This is a genomic window from Azonexus sp. (genome assembly GCF_049652925.1).
Classification (GTDB): domain Bacteria; phylum Pseudomonadota; class Gammaproteobacteria; order Burkholderiales; family Rhodocyclaceae; genus Azonexus.
Genome location: NZ_JBASFI010000040.1, coordinates 501,998 through 519,387, shown reverse-complemented (window position 1 = coordinate 519,387; position 17,390 = coordinate 501,998). Strand labels below are relative to the sequence as shown.

General features: G+C 62.4%; 18 protein-coding genes. 6 read left to right on the top strand and 12 right to left on the bottom strand.

Translation table 11 applies throughout. From position 1 onward, the window contains the following. The first annotated feature begins 34 nt into the window (after positions 1 to 34). Entirely contained in the window at positions 35 to 1,318 is a 1,284-nt protein-coding gene (gene trhP, locus WBK19_RS21180; protein ID WP_511293047.1) for a prephenate-dependent tRNA uridine(34) hydroxylase TrhP, read from the top strand. Between the two features lie 66 nt (positions 1,319 to 1,384). Next, positions 1,385 to 2,497 (top strand): acyltransferase family protein, encoded by a 1,113-nt coding sequence (locus tag WBK19_RS21175; RefSeq protein WP_511293046.1) that lies wholly within the window; start codon positions 1,385 to 1,387, stop codon positions 2,495 to 2,497. On the opposite strand, the gene WBK19_RS21170 is transcribed toward WBK19_RS21175, so the two are convergent. Next, entirely contained in the window at positions 2,494 to 4,452 is a 1,959-nt protein-coding gene (locus WBK19_RS21170; protein WP_511293045.1) for an acetoacetate--CoA ligase, read from the bottom strand. The genes WBK19_RS21175 and WBK19_RS21170 overlap by 4 nt on opposite strands. Positions 4,453 to 4,606: 154 nt before the next feature. Between WBK19_RS21170 and WBK19_RS21165 the strand changes: the two genes are divergently transcribed. The 3 genes from WBK19_RS21165 to WBK19_RS21155 all read left to right on the top strand — a co-directional run bounded on the left by WBK19_RS21165 (position 4,607) and on the right by WBK19_RS21155 (position 7,320). Next, positions 4,607 to 5,368: a YdcF family protein gene (locus tag WBK19_RS21165; protein ID WP_511293044.1), complete on the top strand. Its 762-nt coding sequence runs from the start codon at positions 4,607 to 4,609 to the stop codon at positions 5,366 to 5,368. Positions 5,369 to 5,386: 18 nt separating this feature from the next. Further along, positions 5,387 to 6,160: an enoyl-CoA hydratase gene (locus WBK19_RS21160; protein WP_511293043.1), complete on the top strand. Its 774-nt coding sequence runs from the start codon at positions 5,387 to 5,389 to the stop codon at positions 6,158 to 6,160. 104 nt (positions 6,161 to 6,264) lie between these two features. Next, positions 6,265 to 7,320, top strand: a complete 1,056-nt coding sequence (locus WBK19_RS21155; protein WP_511293042.1) for a hypothetical protein — start codon at positions 6,265 to 6,267, stop codon at positions 7,318 to 7,320. Here the strand turns inward: WBK19_RS21155 and WBK19_RS21150 are convergent. The 9 genes from WBK19_RS21150 to WBK19_RS21110 are packed head-to-tail and all read right to left on the bottom strand — an operon-like array spanning position 7,317 to position 12,950. Further along, complete coding sequence (locus WBK19_RS21150) at positions 7,317 to 7,922, bottom strand: Maf family protein (protein WP_511293041.1); 606 nt, start codon at positions 7,920 to 7,922, stop codon at positions 7,317 to 7,319. The genes WBK19_RS21155 and WBK19_RS21150 overlap by 4 nt on opposite strands. Continuing rightward, a complete protein-coding gene (gene rlmH, locus WBK19_RS21145) occupies positions 7,922 to 8,392 on the bottom strand; it encodes a 23S rRNA (pseudouridine(1915)-N(3))-methyltransferase RlmH (protein ID WP_511278192.1) in 471 nt (156 codons plus the stop codon). Before rlmH ends, WBK19_RS21150 begins: the two co-directional genes overlap by 1 nt. Next, a complete protein-coding gene (rsfS, locus tag WBK19_RS21140) occupies positions 8,389 to 8,754 on the bottom strand; it encodes a ribosome silencing factor (protein WP_511293040.1) in 366 nt (121 codons plus the stop codon). Before rsfS ends, rlmH begins: the two co-directional genes overlap by 4 nt. After that, positions 8,754 to 9,407, bottom strand: coding sequence for a nicotinate-nucleotide adenylyltransferase (nadD, locus tag WBK19_RS21135; protein ID WP_511293039.1), 654 nt, complete (start codon positions 9,405 to 9,407; stop codon positions 8,754 to 8,756). Before nadD ends, rsfS begins: the two co-directional genes overlap by 1 nt. Next, the gene (locus WBK19_RS21130) at positions 9,400 to 10,173 is read right to left on the bottom strand and encodes a BPSS1780 family membrane protein (RefSeq protein WP_511293038.1); all 774 of its coding nucleotides are present in this window, start codon (positions 10,171 to 10,173) and stop codon (positions 9,400 to 9,402) included. The genes nadD and WBK19_RS21130 overlap by 8 nt, the downstream gene beginning before the upstream one ends. 2 nt (positions 10,174 to 10,175) lie before the next feature. Continuing rightward, entirely contained in the window at positions 10,176 to 10,922 is a 747-nt protein-coding gene (locus WBK19_RS21125; protein WP_511293037.1) for a BPSS1780 family membrane protein, read from the bottom strand. Between the two features lie 9 nt (positions 10,923 to 10,931). Further along, positions 10,932 to 11,858, bottom strand: a complete 927-nt coding sequence (locus tag WBK19_RS21120) for a homoserine kinase (RefSeq protein WP_511293036.1) — start codon at positions 11,856 to 11,858, stop codon at positions 10,932 to 10,934. 3 nt (positions 11,859 to 11,861) lie between these two features. Next, entirely contained in the window at positions 11,862 to 12,191 is a 330-nt protein-coding gene (locus tag WBK19_RS21115; RefSeq protein WP_226403369.1) for a DUF2782 domain-containing protein, read from the bottom strand. 30 nt (positions 12,192 to 12,221) lie between these two features. Next, positions 12,222 to 12,950, bottom strand: coding sequence for an LOG family protein (locus WBK19_RS21110; RefSeq protein ID WP_511293035.1), 729 nt, complete (start codon positions 12,948 to 12,950; stop codon positions 12,222 to 12,224). 3 nt (positions 12,951 to 12,953) lie between these two features. On the opposite strand from WBK19_RS21110, the gene polA reads away from it, so the two are divergent. Next, positions 12,954 to 15,674 carry a DNA polymerase I gene (polA, locus tag WBK19_RS21105; protein ID WP_511293034.1) on the top strand — a complete coding sequence of 907 codons (2,721 nt, stop codon included), beginning with the start codon at positions 12,954 to 12,956 and terminating at the stop codon, positions 15,672 to 15,674. Between the two features lie 22 nt (positions 15,675 to 15,696). Here polA and WBK19_RS21100 read toward each other — a convergent pair whose 3' ends face one another. After that, positions 15,697 to 16,575, bottom strand: a complete 879-nt coding sequence (locus tag WBK19_RS21100) for a glycosyltransferase family 2 protein (protein WP_511293033.1) — start codon at positions 16,573 to 16,575, stop codon at positions 15,697 to 15,699. Positions 16,576 to 16,581: 6 nt separating this feature from the next. Beyond that, positions 16,582 to 17,388: a glycosyltransferase family 2 protein gene (locus WBK19_RS21095; protein WP_511293032.1), complete on the bottom strand. Its 807-nt coding sequence runs from the start codon at positions 17,386 to 17,388 to the stop codon at positions 16,582 to 16,584. Positions 17,389 to 17,390: the final 2 nt, after the last annotated feature.

The window sequence follows — 17,390 nt, the reverse complement described above, 5'->3', positions numbered from 1 at the left end:
GTCTCTACAATGCGCGGTTTCGCTGCATTCTACTATGTCCAAAGCCCCTGAACTCCTCGCTCCCGCCGGCTCGCTCGAGATGATGCGCACCGCCTTCGATTTTGGCGCCGACGCCATCTACGCCGGCCAGCCGCGCTACAGCCTGCGCGTGCGCAACAACGAGTTCGGCAGCATCGAAAAACTGGGCGACGGGATCAACGAGGCGCATGCCCGCGGCAAGCAGTTTTTCGTCGTCAGCAACATCATTCCGCACAACGCCAAGCTGCCGACCTATCTTTCCGACATGGCGCCGGTCATCGCCCTCAAGCCCGATGCGCTGATCATGTCTGACCCCGGCCTCATCGACATGGTGCGCGAAACCTGGCCGGAACAGGTCATCCACCTGTCGGTGCAGGCCAACACGGTGAATTGGGCCTCGGTGCGTTTCTGGCAGAAAATGGGCGTCCAGCGCATCATCCTGTCGCGCGAACTGTCGCTCGACGAAGTCGCCGAAATCCGCCAGCGCTGCCCGGATATCGAGCTCGAAGTCTTCGTTCATGGCGCGCTGTGCATCGCCTATTCCGGCCGTTGCCTGCTTTCCGGCTACTTCAATCACCGCGACCCGAACCAGGGCAGCTGCACCAATTCCTGCCGCTGGGATTACAAACTGAGCACTTCCGATGGCAGTTCCCACGGTCAACCGGAAAAATTGGCCAAAAATGAAATCGAGTACCTGCTCGAAGAAAAGCAGCGTCCGGGCGAACTCATGCCGATCGAGGAAGACGAGCACGGCACCTACATCCTGAACTCCAAGGATCTGCGCGCCATCGAGCATGTGCACCGTTTGGTCGAAATCGGCGTCGATTCGCTCAAGATCGAAGGCCGCACCAAAAGCCCGTACTACGTCGCGCGCACCTCGCAGGCTTACCGCCATGCCATCGACGACGCCGTCGCCGGCAAGCCGCTCGACCCGACGCTACTGCGTGAGCTCGAAGGTTTGGCCAACCGCGGCTATACCGACGGTTTCCTGCAGCGCCACCATGATGCTGACTACCAGAATTACCTGCGCGGCAGCTCCGAGTCGGATCGCAGCTTGTATGTCGGCGACGCCGTGGCCTTCGATACCACCCGCGGCCTCATGGAAATCGAGGTCAAGAACCGCTTTTCCGTCGGCGACCGGCTGGAATGCGTGCACCCGTCCGGCAACCACGTGCTGACGCTGACCCGCATGGAAAACAAGAAGGGCGAGCCGGTCACCGTGGCGCCCGGTAGTGGCCATCGGGTATGGATTGATTTGCCCGTCATGTACACCAATTCCTTCGTCGCGCGTTTTGTGTAATTAGACCTTACAAAACAAACGGGATTTATTATTGTGCACCGCAACAATCAGTGTACACTCAAGGCCATGAGCAAAGTTTCCAACCGCATGCCGCTGATCGACGCCCTCAAGGCGATCGCGGCCCTGCTCGTCCTGCTCAACCATTTTTCGTCTTACGGCCCGCTCGCGGCGGCGGCCCGCGAAACCTTGCCGGGACTTTTCGGCTGGTTCTTTGAATACGGCCGCATGGCTGTCCAGGTCTTTCTTGTCATCGCCGGCTTTCTTGCTGCCCGCGGCCTGTCGGCGCAAGGACAGGCGCTGGCCGTTTCTCCGCTGCCGCTGATCTGGAAGCGCTATCTCCGGCTCGCCGTGCCCTACCTCGCCGCCATCGGCCTGGCCATCATCGCCGCCGCCGTTGCCGACCAGTGGCTGGACGACGAAGTGGTTCCCGCCCGTGCCACCTTTACGCAATGGCTCGCCCACGCCTTCCTGCTGCACAGTCTGCTCGGCTTCGATGCGCTGTCAGCCGGCGTCTGGTACATCGCCATCGACTTCCAGCTTTTCGCGCTGATGGCCGTGCTGCTCTGGGCCGGCCGCCGCAACATCGTCGCCCCGGCCCTCGTTCTGCTCACCGCCCTCGCCTCGCTGTTCTGGTTCAACCGCGACGCCAGCCTGGATAACTGGGCGATCTACTTTTTCGGTTCCTACGGCCTGGGCGCTGCCGCCTGGTGGGCTTCCGACCGCCGGCAGATGTCAGCCTGGCTCGGCATCATCGCCACCATGACCATCGCCGCCCTGGTCATCGATTTCCGGCTGCGTATCGGGCTCGCTCTGGTCGTCGCCCTGCTGCTCGGTTTCGGCCGCCGCACCGGGCTGCTTGAACAATGGCCGAACGCTCGGCCACTGGCCTTCCTCGGCCAGATCTCCTATTCGCTCTTTCTGGTGCATTTCCCGGTCCTGCTGCTGGCCAACGGGCTCTATGCCAAACTTGGCCTGGAATCGCACGCCTCGGCCATGATCGCCCTGGTTATGGCCTGGACCGCAAGCCTGATCGCGGCGACACTGTTCTACCGCTGGATCGAAAGTCCGGCCGCCAGCCAGCGCATCACGGCGGCGATCAGCGGACTAGCCGGTAGCTTTCTACAACTGGCCCAGCGCGCCGGACGACTGGCCCGCCGCGCCGTGCTTGGCCGCGCCTAACCGGCCAGTTCCGGCCGCCCCCGGAAGAACTCCAGCGCCTCGGGGTTGGCCAGCGCCTCGACATTCTTGACTGGCTGCTCATGCACGACGTTGCGCACGGCCAGTTCGACAATCTTGCCTGACTTGGTACGTGGAATATCCTGCACCTGCACGACCTGCGCCGGCACATGGCGCGGCGTCGTGTTGTCGCGGATTTGTTTCTTGATGCGCTCGATGAGTGCCACGTCCAGCACCTTCCCCTCCAGCAGCTTGACGAAGAGGACGACGCGCACGTCGTCGTTGCGGCCCGGCGGCCAGTTCTGACCGATGACCAGCGCTTCGAGGATTTCCGGCAATTGTTCGACCTGGCGGTAGATTTCGGCCGTGCCGATGCGCACGCCCCCCGGATTCAAGGTGGCGTCGGAGCGGCCGTAGATGATCATGCCATCGTGCGCGGTCAGTTCGGAAAAGTCGCCGTGGCACCAGATGTTCGGGAAGCGCTCGAAGTAGGCGGCGTGATATTTTCTGCCATCGGCGTCGTTCCAGAAACCGACCGGCATGACCGGGAATGATCCGGTGCACACCAGTTCGCCTTTTTGCCCGCGCACCGGCTGACCGATATCGTCGACAACATCGACCGCCATGCCTAGCCCGCGGCACTGGATTTCGCCGCGATAGACGGGCAGCACAGGATTGCCGAGGACGAAGCAGGAAACGATGTCGGTGCCGCCGGAAATCGAGGCGAGCAGGATGTCCTGCTTGATTTCGCGATAGACCCAGTCGAAACCTTCCGGCGAGAGCGGGCTGCCGGTCGAGAACATGGCGCGCAGTTCTCCGAGGTTGTGCGTTTTGCCCGGCGTCAGGCCGAGCTTGGCGGCGGCGTCGATGAATTTGGCCGAGGTGCCGAAGTGGGTCATTTTCTCGGCCGCCGCGTAGTCGAAGAGCACCGTGCCGCCGCCGGCGAACGGCGAGCCGTCGTAAAGCAGCAGCGTGGCGCCGCAGGTCAGGCCGGAAACCAGCCAGTTCCACATCATCCAGCCGCAGGTCGTGAAATAAAACAGGCGGTCGCCGGGGCGCACGTCGCTGTGCAGTTGGTGTTCCTTGAGATGCTGGAGCAGTACGCCGCCGTGGCAATGGACGATGCACTTGGGCACGCCGGTCGTGCCGCTCGAGAACATGATGTAGAGCGGGTGATCAAAGCCGACCCTTTTGAAAACTGGCTCTTTTTTCGGGTTGACCGTGGGAATGTCATTCCAGACGACAGCGTTGGCAATCTTGCTCACCTCCGGTCCGGCATCGAGGTAAGGGACGACGACAACCTTGAGCAGCGACGGCATTTTGCTCACGACTTCGGCATTCTTGGCCAGGCAATCGACCGGCTTGCCGTTGTACCAGTAGCCATCGACGCAGATCAGCACCTTGGGTTCGATCTGGCCGAAGCGGTCGAGCACGCCCTGCACGCCAAAATCCGGCGAGGCCGACGACCAGATGGCGCCGAGCGCCGTTGTGGCGAGCATGGCGACCAGCGTTTCCGGCAGGTTGGGCAGGTAGCCGGCGACGCGGTCGCCCTCGCCAACGCCTGCGTCGATCAGGAGTTGCTGGAAGCGGGCGACTTCGGCGACCAGTTCGGCCCGGCTCATCCGTCGCTTGACCTTGTCCTCGCCCCAGAAGACCAGCGCCTCGCTATCGTCGCGCTGTTGCAGCAGGTTTTCGGCGTAGTTCAGTTTCGCTTCGGGAAACCACTGGGCGCCCGGCATCTTGCTGCGGTCGACGACAACTTTCGCGCCTTTTTCACCGACAGCGCCGCAGAAATCCCAGAGTTCAGACCAGAATGCCTCGGGTTCATCGACCGACCATTGCCACAACTCGGCGTAACTCGCCTTGCCCTTGGCCTTGATCAGCTGCGCCATGCGCGTTTGGCCAACGGTGGCGGGATTGGGCGTCCACAAGGGTTGCGGATCGATCGCGTAGGTCATCTTGTCTCCTCGGTCTTGTTCTGTATTGATCGGCAAAGATAGCAGGATTTGCCTGCCGGCAACTGTCATCGACCAGACACTTCAGCGCCCTGATTGACGCCGGCCCATGACACGGACAAACTCGACGCCCTGAACCAACTGTCCCGCCGCAACCATGTCCTTTGCCTGGACCCTGAAACTCCTGATCAGCACGCTGCTCCTGCCGCCTGGCAACGGCCTGGCGCTGCTCTTCGTGGCCGGCATTTTCCGGCGCCGGCGCTGGGCTTTCGGGCTGGCCGTGGCAGCCACGGTGCTGACAATCGCGCAGTGCATGCCAGCCGTCGCCAATATGCTGATCGCCACGCTGGAAGATCAAACCCTTGCCGTGGCACCGGACGCCCCCAAACCCGAGGCCGGCGCCATCGTCATCCTCGGTAGCGGTCTGGCCACCAACGCCACCGAATACGGCGGCGATACCGCCAACGAGCGCACGCTGATTCGCACCCGTTACGGCGCCACGCTGGCCCGACGCTACGAACTGCCCGTGCTGGTCACCGGCGGCCAGTTTCTGTACGACGAGCGCTCCGAAGCCGAAATCATGACCCGCATCCTGTACGAGGAATTCGGCGTCAAGGCCCGCTGGCTGGAGGACGAATCGCTCGATACCGCCGGCAACGCCGCCCTTTCGGCGCCCATCCTCAAAGCCGCCGGCGTGCAGCGCATCCTCCTCGTCACCCACGCCTTCCACATGCCGCGCGCCCGACTGCTTTTCGAGCAGGCCGGGCTGGAAGTCATTCCGGCACCGACCGCTTTCTTCAGCCAGCCGGATGTCATCTGGCGACTGGGCGACTTCCTGCCGCAAGCCAAAGCTCTGCAAATTTCCTACTACGCCCTGCACGAATGGCTCGGCATGGCCTGGATTGCCCTGACCCATTAACAAATCTGGAGACAAGACATGACCCAAGTAGTCCTCACCGAAACCATCGGCAAAGTCGGCCTGATCCGCATCAACCGGCCGGAAGCGATGAATGCGCTGAACAATGACGTGGTAGACGGCATCGGCGCCGCCATTGATGCCTACGAGGCCGACGAGAACATCGGCTGCATCGTCATCACCGGCAATGAAAAAGCCTTCGCCGCTGGGGCCGATATCGGCTTCATGAAGGATTTCGATTTCATGCACGCCTACAAGACGGATTTCATCACCCGCAACTGGGAGCGCATCAAGACGACACGCAAGCCGGTCATCGCCGCGGTGGCCGGCTTCGCGCTGGGCGGCGGCTGCGAAATGGCGATGATGTGCGACATGATCTTCGCCGCCGATACGGCCAAGTTCGGCCAGCCGGAAATCAAGCTCGGCACGCTGCCCGGAGCCGGCGGCACGCAACGGCTGCCGCGCGCCGTCGGCAAGGCCAAGGCCATGGACCTGTGCCTGACCGGGCGCATGATGGATGCCGCTGAAGCCGAGAAATCCGGCCTCGTCGCCCGCGTCATTCCAGCCGATCAGTTGCTTGAGGAAACGCTCAAGACAGCCACCACCATCGCCAGCTTCTCGCTGCCGGTAGTCATGATGATCAAGGAATCGGTCAATCGCGCCTTCGAGTCGTCGCTCAACGAAGGCCTGCTCTTCGAACGCCGCGTCTTCCATTCGGCTTTCGCGCTCGAAGACCAGAAGGAAGGCATGGCCGCCTTCGCTGAGAAGCGCAAGCCGACCTTCAGGAACAGCTGAGTTCACCTTCCCGACCAATCCGGGCGCTGAGCAAAAGGCGTCCGGACCACTTCAATTTTGGTTATTTTTCCCGGTTGACCGTGGCAATGCCCGAAGCCGCGCCCATGCACCTGTTTGTCGACATTTCCAGCCACGGCTTCGGCCACCTCGCCATCACGGCACCGGTGCTCAATGCCATCGCTAAAATCACCCCGAATTTCCAGCTGACCATCCGCAGCGCACTGCCCGCCGCCAAGCTACAGCAACGGATTGCAACGCCCTACACGCTGATCGCCGACGCCACCGATTTCGGCTACGTGATGATCGATGCCACCCACATCGACCTGGCCGCCAGCGCCGCCGCCTATCGTCAGGCGCACCAAGACTGGCCGACCCGCATTGCCGATGAAGCACGTTTTCTGACCAGCCTGAAGCCCGACCTCGTCCTCACTAACGTCAGCTATCTGCCACTGGCCGGTGCCGCCATCGCCGGTATTCCCGCCCTCAGCCTGTGTTCGCTCAACTGGGCCGACCTCTTTGCCCACTATTTCGCCGATCAGCCCTGGGCCAAGCCCATCCACGCCGAAATGCTTGCCGCCTATCGCTCGGCCCAGGCCTTCCTGCGCGTCACTCCGGGCATGGCGATGGCTGCGCTGGGCAACGTCCGGCCAATCGGCCCGATCGCCGCCATCGGCCGCCACCACGATCTCGGCCTGAACGGCGACAAAGCCATCCTCATCGCCATGGGCGGCGTCGCCCATCGCCTGCCGGTGGAAAACTGGCCGCGCCTGCCCGACGTGCGCTGGCTGGTGCCGGCCGAATGGCAATGCGGACACCCCGACGCCATCGCCAGCGAATCCTTCGGCCTCGGCTTCACCGACCTGCTCTGCTCAGTCGATGCCGTCATCACCAAGCCCGGCTACGGCACCTTCACCGAAGCCGCCTGCAACGGCATACCAGTCATCTACCAACGGCGCGAAAACTGGCCGGAGCAGGATTGTCTGATCGACTGGCTAACGGCTAACGGCCGCTGTTTCGAAATCGGCGTAGCAGAACTGGAATGCGGGCAGCTCGCGGCAGCCCTTGAAAGCGTTCACGAGCAATCGCCGTCGCCGATACCGGAAACTGATGGCATTGCGCAGGCGGCGCGCGCCATCAGTGACTACGCCAGCGCCGCTTAAAGCGGGCGAAAACCGAGTTTTTTGAGCAGTTCGCCGGTTTCGCAGACGGGTAGCCCCATGACCCCGGTATAGCTGCCGGAAAGGTGCTCGACGAACAGCCCGGCCCGGCCCTGAATGCCGTAGGCCCCGGCCTTGTCCATCGGCTCGCCGCTGATCACGTAGTGGCGGATTTCTTCGTCGTCGATCTGGCGGAAACGAACTTCGCTGGTCGACAACAGATATTCGGTACGCCGCTGATGATCGATGGCGACACCGGTCAGCACGCGATGTGTCCGCCCCGACAGGCGACGCAGTATGGCGGCAGCATCGGCCATATCGACCGGCTTGCCGATAATCTGGCCATCGAGTTCGAGCGTCGTGTCGGCGGCCAGCACAGGGCGCATCGGCAGGCGGCGCTCCTCGACGATTTTCAGACCATGCATCGCCTTGGCGCGCGCCACACGTTCGACATAGACCACAGGCGACTCACCGGCCATCGGCGTTTCATCGGTTTCGCTGTCGGCCCGCATGCCGTCGCGAAAAACAACGGTATCGAAATCGATGCCGATCTGGTGCAACAACTCACGGCGGCGCGGACTGCGCGAAGCAAGGTACAAACGCATCACCCCTCCCGGTGGTATGGATGGTTTTTGAGGACACTGACGGCACGGTAGAGCTGCTCGCACAATATCAGGCGAGCCATGCCATGTGGAAGCGTCAGGCTGGACAGGCGCAGCTTGTCGTCGGCCTGTTGCTTGAATTCCTCGTCGAGCCCGTCGGCCCCGCCGATCAGCAGCGCCACGTCGCGGCCATCCTGCATCCACACCTCAAGCCGTTTGGCCAGCTTGAGTGTGGTCAGGTCATCGCCTTTTTCGTCGAGCACGACAATCCGGCAACTGCCGGGCAAGGCGTCGCGGATGCGGCCCTTTTCGGCGGCCAGCAGTTGTTCGCGGGTTTTCGAACCGCGCGGTTCGGGCTTGATTTCAGTAACGCTGGCCGGCAGTTCGCGCGGCATGCGCTTGAGGTACTCGGCGCAGCCTTCGTTCACCCAGCCGGGCTGACGATGGCCGACGGCGAGTACGGCCAGTTTCATCCTTCCCTGGCCTGCTCCACGGCCTTGCGACGCTGGGCCGGCGTGGCCGACCACAGCTCTTCAAGGTTGTAGTAAGCGCGCACGTTCGCTTGCATGACATGCACAACGATGTCGCCGAGATCGACCAGCACCCATTCGCCGCCGTCTTCGCCTTCGGTCGAGACAATCTCGCCGCCGGCTTCCTTGACCTTTTCAACGACGTTCTGGGCCAGCGATTTGACCTGGCGATTGGAGTCGCCGGTGGCGATGACGATGCGATCGAACATCGACGTCAGTTTCGAGGTGTTGATGACTTCGATATCCTTGCCCTTGATGTCTTCAAGGGCGGAAACGATGATTTTTTGCAGCTTGCGGATGTCCATCAGGTACTTTTATAGAGTTGGTGAAGGTGAATATAGTCGAGAACGGTATCCGGCAGCAAATAACGCGCCGACTGGCCGTTGGCCAGCAGCTTGCGGATCTGCGTCGCCGAGATGGCGAGCTGGGTCATGGCAAAAGTGGCGATTCCCCCGGCTGGAGCGAGTTTCAGCCCGCCGACATCGGTCAGCCGGCGGTCGTTGAATTCGGTCGCCAGTTCATGCGGCAGGCTGCTCGCTTCGACCGGAAAACCGGGGCGGTGCGAGACGGCGACGTGGGCCAGGGCAAAAATATCGCGCCAGCGATGCCAGGTGGAGAGGCCGGCGAAGGCATCGGCGCCAACGAGCAGGACCAGCGACTGTTCGGGGCCGAGTTCGCGGCGCAGCCGTTCGAGCGTATGCACTGTGTAGCTCGGGGCGGCGGCTTCAACCTCGCTGGCATCAATTGAAAATTGGGCATTATTTCCGGTTGACCGTAGCACCATCTCAAGACGGTGCCGGGCGGTCACTTGCGGCGTGCCACGATGCGGCGGCTGGCCAGCCGGAATCCACCGCACGCCGCCGAGTCCGAGGTAGGCAATCGCCTCTTCGGCCAGCCGGAGATGGCCAAAATGCACGGGGTCGAAGGTGCCTCCGAAGAGGCCAAGCGGCTCAGACAATTTCGGAAATGCCGAAGATGTCGCGATAACAGGCGTAGAAACTGGCGAAGATGGTCGGCGCGATGACCAGCACCATCGGCATGGTGACGACAGCGGTAATGAAACTGGCCGCGTCGGGGAAGATCAGCAGCAACACGCCAAGCAGCACGCCGGGTGCGACGCCGGCCACCAGCACCAGGCCGAAACCATAGACCAGGAAAGCCCGCCAGTTCATCCAGCAGGCAACGAAGCTGAAGAACAAGGCCCGGCCGAGGGTTAGCCGATGCCAGGCGGCGAGCACCGGGGCAAACCAGTAGGCCATCATGACCGGGGTCATCATGACCATGACGAACAGAGCCGGCGTGATGAAATCGGCGTCTTCGACGGCGGCCCGTTCGGCCCGGCTATTTGCCATCATGAATTTGAACATGTCGCCGCCGTCGAGCAGCGTGGACAGGCCGAGAACGCCGAGCGTACAACACAGATAGAGGGCGCCAAGGGCAAGCAGAGTGCGGGCGTTTTCCTTCATGCTGCCAAACAGGGTCTGCACGCCGATAGCCTGACCACGTTCAACCTGGCGGGCGGCCTGCATGAGGCCGACCGAGAGGCCGGGGATAACCAGCGAGGCAGCCAGCGCACCAATGAACGGCAGCACATTGAGGAAGATCACCGTGAACCAGTAGGTGAGGACCAGCATGCCGAGAACGATCGGGCTGCGCCGAAAAATGGCAAAGCCGGTGAAAATCCAGCCCCAGCCGGCGGCGGGCGGTAGTGTCTGGGCGCGCATATTCAGCTTCCCACGAAAATGTCGCGGTAGGAGGCGAAAACTGCGCCAGAAGCGACCGGCAGGAGCAGGAGCAGGCCCATGCCGACGGGGAGCATGGCGAAGAACAGCGCGACGACCAGAAAAATGGCGAAGATGGCCATCGGCAGGAAATTCTTGGCACCTGCCGCAAAGCTCGCCTTCATCGCGTCGAGCGGCTGCATGTCGTGGAAGAACACCAGCGCCGGGGCAAACCAGGTAGCCATGATGATCGGCACCGAGAGCACCATGACCAGCAGGCCGGCCAGCATGACGCCACCGAGCGCAATGCCGAAACCGGCAACCTTGCCGGTGACCACACCACCGAGGATGCCGCCGCTGACCAGCATGAAAGCCAGGAAGGCGATGCCGAAAATGCCCATCGCGAAAAAAACGCCGACCATGACCAGTTGCCCCGCGTTGTGGCGAAAACCGGCGAACAGGTCGGCAATTTCAGGCTCTTCGCCATCATTCAGGCGCTTGCAGAGCTTGATCATGCCGGCACCGAAAAGCGGCACCAGAAGGTGTGCGGCGATCTGCCCGAACAGCGGCACGATGGAAATGGCCATCAGCATGACGAGGAGCAGGACGGTACTGCCAATCCACACGCCGGGATTGACGAGAAACATGGCCCAGCCCTGACGTAGCCAGTCAAAGCAGGCGCCGGGGTCGACTTCGCGGCTCGCTCCGGAAAACCGGGTCGGGGCCATCGGAAAAGCAGGAGTTTCACTCATGCGCGGATGCTAACGGGGGAGCGCTGCCGGGGCAAGGCGAAAACGTGCCAGCAGGTGCCGAAAGTCGTCCGGATTCTTGATCGTTACCACTTCGCCCTGACGCGGCTGGTGCCGAACCTCGAGCCGGAGCAGCCAGAAGCGCAAGGCGGCTGCCCGTCGCGTGGCCGGCCAGGCGGCTCGTTCCGCCTCGGTGAGTCGACGCCGACTGGCGTAACCGGCAATCAGCGCGGCGAGGGCCTCGTCGTCGGCGCACCAATCGTTGGCGACGACAGCCAGATCGAAGAGCAGCGCATCTTCGCCGGCAAAGTAGAAATCGAGCACGCCGGACAGTCGACCGGCGGCGTCCCACAGCACGTTGTCACGGAATAGGTCGGCGTGGATGACGCCTCGCGGCAGCGTCGAATAGTCCTGAGCCGCCTGAAAGGCCAGCTCGTCGGCCAGCAGATCACGCTCATCCGGGGCGAGCAAAGGCAATAGGGTTTCGCCGACCACTTGTCGCCAGGCGGCGCCGCAGGGGTTGGGCAGTGGATTAGGCAAATTACCCGCAGCGAGGTGCAAGCGGGCCAGCAGGTCGCCGACGGCGCGACACTGCTCGGCATCCGGTGACTCCAGTGCCACTCCCGGCAAACAGGTCAGCAATGCGGCGGGTTTGCCGGCCAACCTGCGCCAATAGGCGCCTCGCTCATCGGCCAGCGGCCGCGGGCAGGGAATCCCGCTTTGCGCCAGGCTGTCCTGCAGGGCCAAATAGAAATCGAGGGCCGAGGTATCGATGCGCTCGAACAGCGTCAGCACAAAACGGCCGCTGGCCGTCGTCACGAAATAATTGGAGTTCTGCATGCCGGCGGCGATACCGGCGTAATCGATCAGCTCACCCAGCCCGAGTGGCTGAAGCCAGGCGGTGAGTTCATCGCGCCCGACTTTGGTATAGACGGACAAGATTTACCAGCTATGAATGATCCACATCGGCGGCTTGGTCACCGGATGGGTAATGTCGGCCTGGACGAACTGGCCGTCGCCCTGGTTATCGACGAGGTAGTAGGCGGGGCCAACAGCCGGGGTGACCTTGACCATGTAGAGCTTGCCCTTCATGCGGTATTCCTCGCGGGTTTCCGTCTCGCGCTTGACGATGGTGACTTGCGGCTCAAGCGCTTCGTCGAAAGCTTCCATACCGGGCGGCGGGGGCGGCACGGCGGGCAGGGGCTGAAGATCGCCTTTCTGCGCCCAGGCAGGCAAGGCGGCTAGAAGCAGGAGGGGAAGAAGGCGGCGCATGGTTGAATCCTCGATGACGATGCTTTGATTTTACAGGTTGAGCAGCATCTCGTGTTCGTTCGGCAAGGGGCCGAAAGGACGAGCTTCGTAGTGCTTGAATATGGCTTCGACGACTTTTTCCGGCTCATCGATCAATTGAATCAGATTGATGTCCTCGGCGTCGACCATGCCTTCGGCGACCAACCGGTCCTTGAACCAGTCGATCATGCCGCCCCAGAAGTCCGAGCAGACCAGAATGAGCGGAATCTTGCGCGCCTTGCCGGTCTGGATCAGGGTCAGCGCTTCCATCAGTTCATCGAGCGTGCCGAAGCCGCCGGGCATCACGACATAGGCGCTGGCGAAGCGGACGAACATGTATTTGCGGGCAAAGAAGTGGCGGAAGGTCTGCGAGATATCCTGATAGGGATTGTTCTGCTGCTCGTGCGGCAACTGGATGTTGAGACCGACCGACGGCGATTTGCCAAAGAAGGCGCCCTTGTTGGCCGCCTCCATGATGCCCGGGCCGCCACCGGAAATGACCGAGAAGCCCGAATCAGAGAGCAGGCGGGCGGTCTGTTCAGTCAGCGCGTAATACGGCGAATCCGGCCGAACGCGGGCACTGCCGAACATGGTCACGGCCGGCTTGATCGCGGCCAGACGCTCAGTTGCCTCGACGAACTCTGACATAATGCCGAAAATCCGCCAGGACTCGCGGGCCGTCGCGTTTTTCAGCAGGGCCTCGGTCTCGACGCCCATTACCAGCTTGTCGCTCTCGGTCAATTTATGCCTCTCTTATTGTTGGTGGACGGTTCGTCCTATCTCTATCGCGCTTTCCACGCCCTGCCCGACTTGCGCAACAAGGCCGGCGAGCCGACAGGCGCCATCTACGGCGTTCTGAACATGCTACGTCGTCTCGAGAGCGACTACAAGGCAGACTACAAGGCCGTCGTCTTCGATGCCAAGGGCAAGACCTTCCGCGACGACTGGTACCCGGAATACAAGGCCCACCGCCCGCCGATGCCGCCCGAAATGGTCGGCCAGATCGAGCCGCTGCACGCCGCCATCAAGGCCGCCGGCTGGCCGCTGCTCATGGTCGATGGCGTCGAAGCCGACGACGTGATCGGCACGCTGGCGAAGAATGCTGCGGTCGACGGCATAAATACGCTGATTTCGACCGGCGACAAGGACCTGACCCAACTGGTCAATCCGCTCGTCCGCTGGTACAACACGATGAGTAACGAGCTGCTCGACGAGGCCGGCGTCGAGGCCAAGTTTGGTGTGCCGCCGGACAAGATCGTCGATTACCTGGCCCTGGTTGGCGATACCGTCGACGGCGTACCGGGCGTCGCCAAATGCGGCCCGAAGACTGCTCTCAAATGGCTGGCCCAATACGGCTCGCTCGATGAAATCGTCGCCCATGCCGATGAAATCGGCGGCGTCGTCGGCCAGAATCTGCGCGACCATCTCGGCTTTTTGCCGCTGGGCAAGAAACTGGTCACCGTCGCCTGCGATCTTTCGAACCTGCCTGCGCCGGCCACGCTGAACGCAATACCGCCCGATGTCGCCACGCTGCGTGAGCTCTACACCCGCTACCAGTTCCGCTCGTGGCTGGCCGATATCGACGGTCCGGAAGCGGCCGCCGACATCCCGGCCCGCACGGTTTCCGACGCTGCCGCGCCAGCGCTCCAAGGCAAAATTGACGTTGCCTACGAAACCGTCCTGAGCTGGCCGCAATTCGATGCCTGGCTGGCCAAGATCGAAGCGGCCGAACTAACGGCGCTCGACACCGAAACGACCAGCCTCGATTCCTTCGCAGCCCGCATTGTCGGCATTTCGCTGTCAGTCAAACCGGGTGAAGCCTGCTACATCCCGCTCGCCCACACCGCCCCCGGTGTCGCCGACCAACTGCCGCGTGACGAAGTGCTGGCCAGACTCAAACCCTGGCTTTCCACGGTCAACCGGAAAAAAGTGCTGCAAAACGCAAAGTACGACCAGCACGTCTTCGCCAACCACGGCATCACGCTGGCCGGCATCGAACACGACACCATGTTGCAAAGCTACGTCATCGAATCCGACAAGGGCCACGACCTCGGTCAGCTATGCACGCGCCACCTCGGCCTCGACACCATCGCCTACGAAGACCTGTGCGGCAAAGGCGCCAAGCAGATCACCTTCGATCAGGTCGATATCGAGCGCGCCGCTACCTACGCCGCAGAAGATTCCGACGTCACGCTGCGCGTCCATAACGTGCTGCACCCGCAATTCGCCGATGAGCCCGGCCTGTCGCGCATCTACCACGACATCGAAATGCCGGCCCGCCAGGTCATCTGGCAGATCGAGCGCAACGGCATCCTGATCGACAGCGAAATTCTTGCCCGGCAGAGCCACGAAATGGGCCAGAAAATCATGGCCCTCGAAGGGCAAGCCTACGAACTGGCCGGCCAGCCCTTCAACCTCGCCTCACCGAAGCAACTGGCCGACATCCTGTTTGAAAAGCTGGGTCTGCCGGTCAAGAAAAAAACGCCCTCCGGTGGCCCGTCCACCGACGAGGAAGTGCTTTCCGAACTGGCCCTCGACTACCCGCTGCCCAAGCTGCTGCTTGAACACCGCAGCCTGTCCAAACTCAAGGGCACCTACTCCGACAAGCTGCCGCGCATGGTCAATCCGCAGACAGGGAGAGTGCATACTCACTTCTCGCAGGCATCTGTTGTTACTGGGCGCCTTGCCTCGACTGACCCCAACTTGCAGAACATCCCGGTACGCAGCGAGGAAGGCCGGAAAATCCGCACCGCTTTCATCGCCCCGCCGGACAGCAGCATCGTCTCGGCCGACTATTCGCAGATCGAGTTGCGCATCATGGCCCACCTCTCCGGCGATGAAGGCTTGCTCCACGCTTTCTCCCACGGCGAGGACGTGCACCGCGCCACGGCCGGCGAAATCTTCGGCGTCACGCCGCTCGAAGTCGGCCCCGACCAGCGCCGCGTCGCCAAGAGCATCAACTTCGGCCTGATCTACGGCATGAGCGCCTTCGGCCTGGCCCGCCAGCTCGGGCTGGAACGCAGCGCCGCGCAGACCTACATCGACCGCTATTTCGCCCGTTACCCCGGCGTTGCCGCCTACATGGAAGAAGCGCGGGAAATGGCGCGGCAAAAAGGCTACGTCGAAACCGCTTTCGGCCGCCGCCTGTGGTTCCCCGAAATCCGTTCGAGCAACGGCAACCGCCGCCAGGGCGCCGAACGCGCCGCGATCAACGCACCGATGCAGGGCACAGCGGCCGACCTGATCAAGCTGGCGATGGTCGCCGTACAGAACTGGCTGGAAAAATCGGGACTGAAATCAAAGCTGGTCCTGCAGGTGCACGACGAACTGCTGCTCGAAGTGTCGGACGAAGAACTCATGGAAATCCGCACCCACCTGCCCCGGTTGATGAGCCAGGTGGCGCAGCTCAAGGTGCCGCTGGTCGTCGAAGTTGGCGTCGGGCCAAACTGGGAAGCGGCGCACTAAGGCCGGTGGGTGAATCCCACGGTCAACCGGAAATTTTGCCCAATTTCTGAATCGCGGCAGCGCTGACCCGCTCGGGGTTGTAGGTATCGATACCGACCGCTGCGCGCCGCCGGTCGGCAGCCAGAATCTCGGCCAACCGGCGTTCATTCTCGGCCAGATTGCTGCGGTCGTTTTCATGGTGCCAGAGATGCAGGACGGCCGTCGCAAAACGCCCATCCTTGCGCTGCACGCCGGCATGCAGCAGACGGATGGCGAGGTCGGCATCCTCATGGCCCCAGCCCTGGAAAGCCTCGTCGAAACCATTCACCGTGTCGAAATCGCTCCGCCACAGCGCCAGATTGCAGGTCCGCGCGCCTTGCCAGCGCTGCGACTGGCGCTTGCGCCAGCCGTTTCCCGGCACAAAACAGAGCGGCAACCAGCGATTGATCGCCCCGGAAAACCGGCGCCCCAGCCAGCTCAGGCGACTGTCGCCGTGCAGCTCGATCATCGGTGTCTGCAGCACCTTTTTCGTGAAACTCTCGGACAGCAAGACCCGGTTTCCGGCCACGAACCAGGCCGGCTCGGCCAGCGCCCGGTGTCGCGCGACAAAATCGGGGCGCAGCACGCAATCGCCGTCGACGAAGACGAGGTAATCGCCCCGGCTTGCCGCTACTGCCAGATTGCGGGCAGCGGCAGCACGAAACCCGTCATCGGACTGCCACAGATGGACCAGCGGGACCGGAAAATTGACCGCAGCCGCAACCTCGGCCACTGCCGCCGCCGTCTCCTGACGCGAACCGTCGTCGGCCACCAGCACCTCGAACGCGGAGTCAGTCTGCGCGGCAAGCGAAGCCAATACCGCCCGTAACGCCTCCGGCCGGTTATAGGTCGTAACAACAATTGAAATCAGGCGCGGCGGCATAGGACCTCAGGGCCGGCGCAGCGGTGGTGTTTCCGGCACCTTCCAGGCCTGATCCATCTCGTAGCCCTTGGCGTAGCGGTAGAACGTGCCCTCGAAATTGCCAAACGCGATGATGAACCCCGGCCAGCCATCGAGAAACCCGCGCTTGAAAATGTAGTGCTTGATGAACGACCACAGGCCATGCGTCAGCGCCTTGCCCATGCTGCCCTTGCGCCCGCGCAGGGTGAGCTTTTCAGCACCGAGCGTCGAATAGCGGTTGGCCTTATGCACAACTTCGTGCAGGTTCTTGAACGGCACCTGCCAGATCGGATTCTGCAGATGCCCGACCGGCCGGTCGCTATGCGGCACGTAACCCTCGTGCACCGGCTCCATCGTGTAGCTCATCTTGCCCCGCCGGAAGAGCTGCGGCTGGCGGTAATTCGGATACCAGCCGGAATGCTTGATCCACCGCCCCATGAAGAAATTGCGGCGCGGCATCCAATACATGTCGAGGCTCGCCGGGTCGGCGATGACGCGCAGGATTTCATCGCGTGCCTCCGGCGTGCACCGCTCGTCGGCATCGAGGCTGAAAATCCAGTCGTGGCTACAAGCAGCAATCGCCTGATTGCGCAAATCGCCAAAGCCCTTGAACGGCACCTGCACGACGCGCGCACCAAGGCTCTCGGCGATGTCCACCATGCCGTCCGTGCTGCCCGAATCGGCGACGATGATTTCATCAGCCCACAAGACGCTATTCACCGCCGCCGCGATTTTCTGCGCTTCGTTGAAAGCGATGATGTAGGCGGTGATTTTTGGCTTAGCTGAGAGGCTCATAG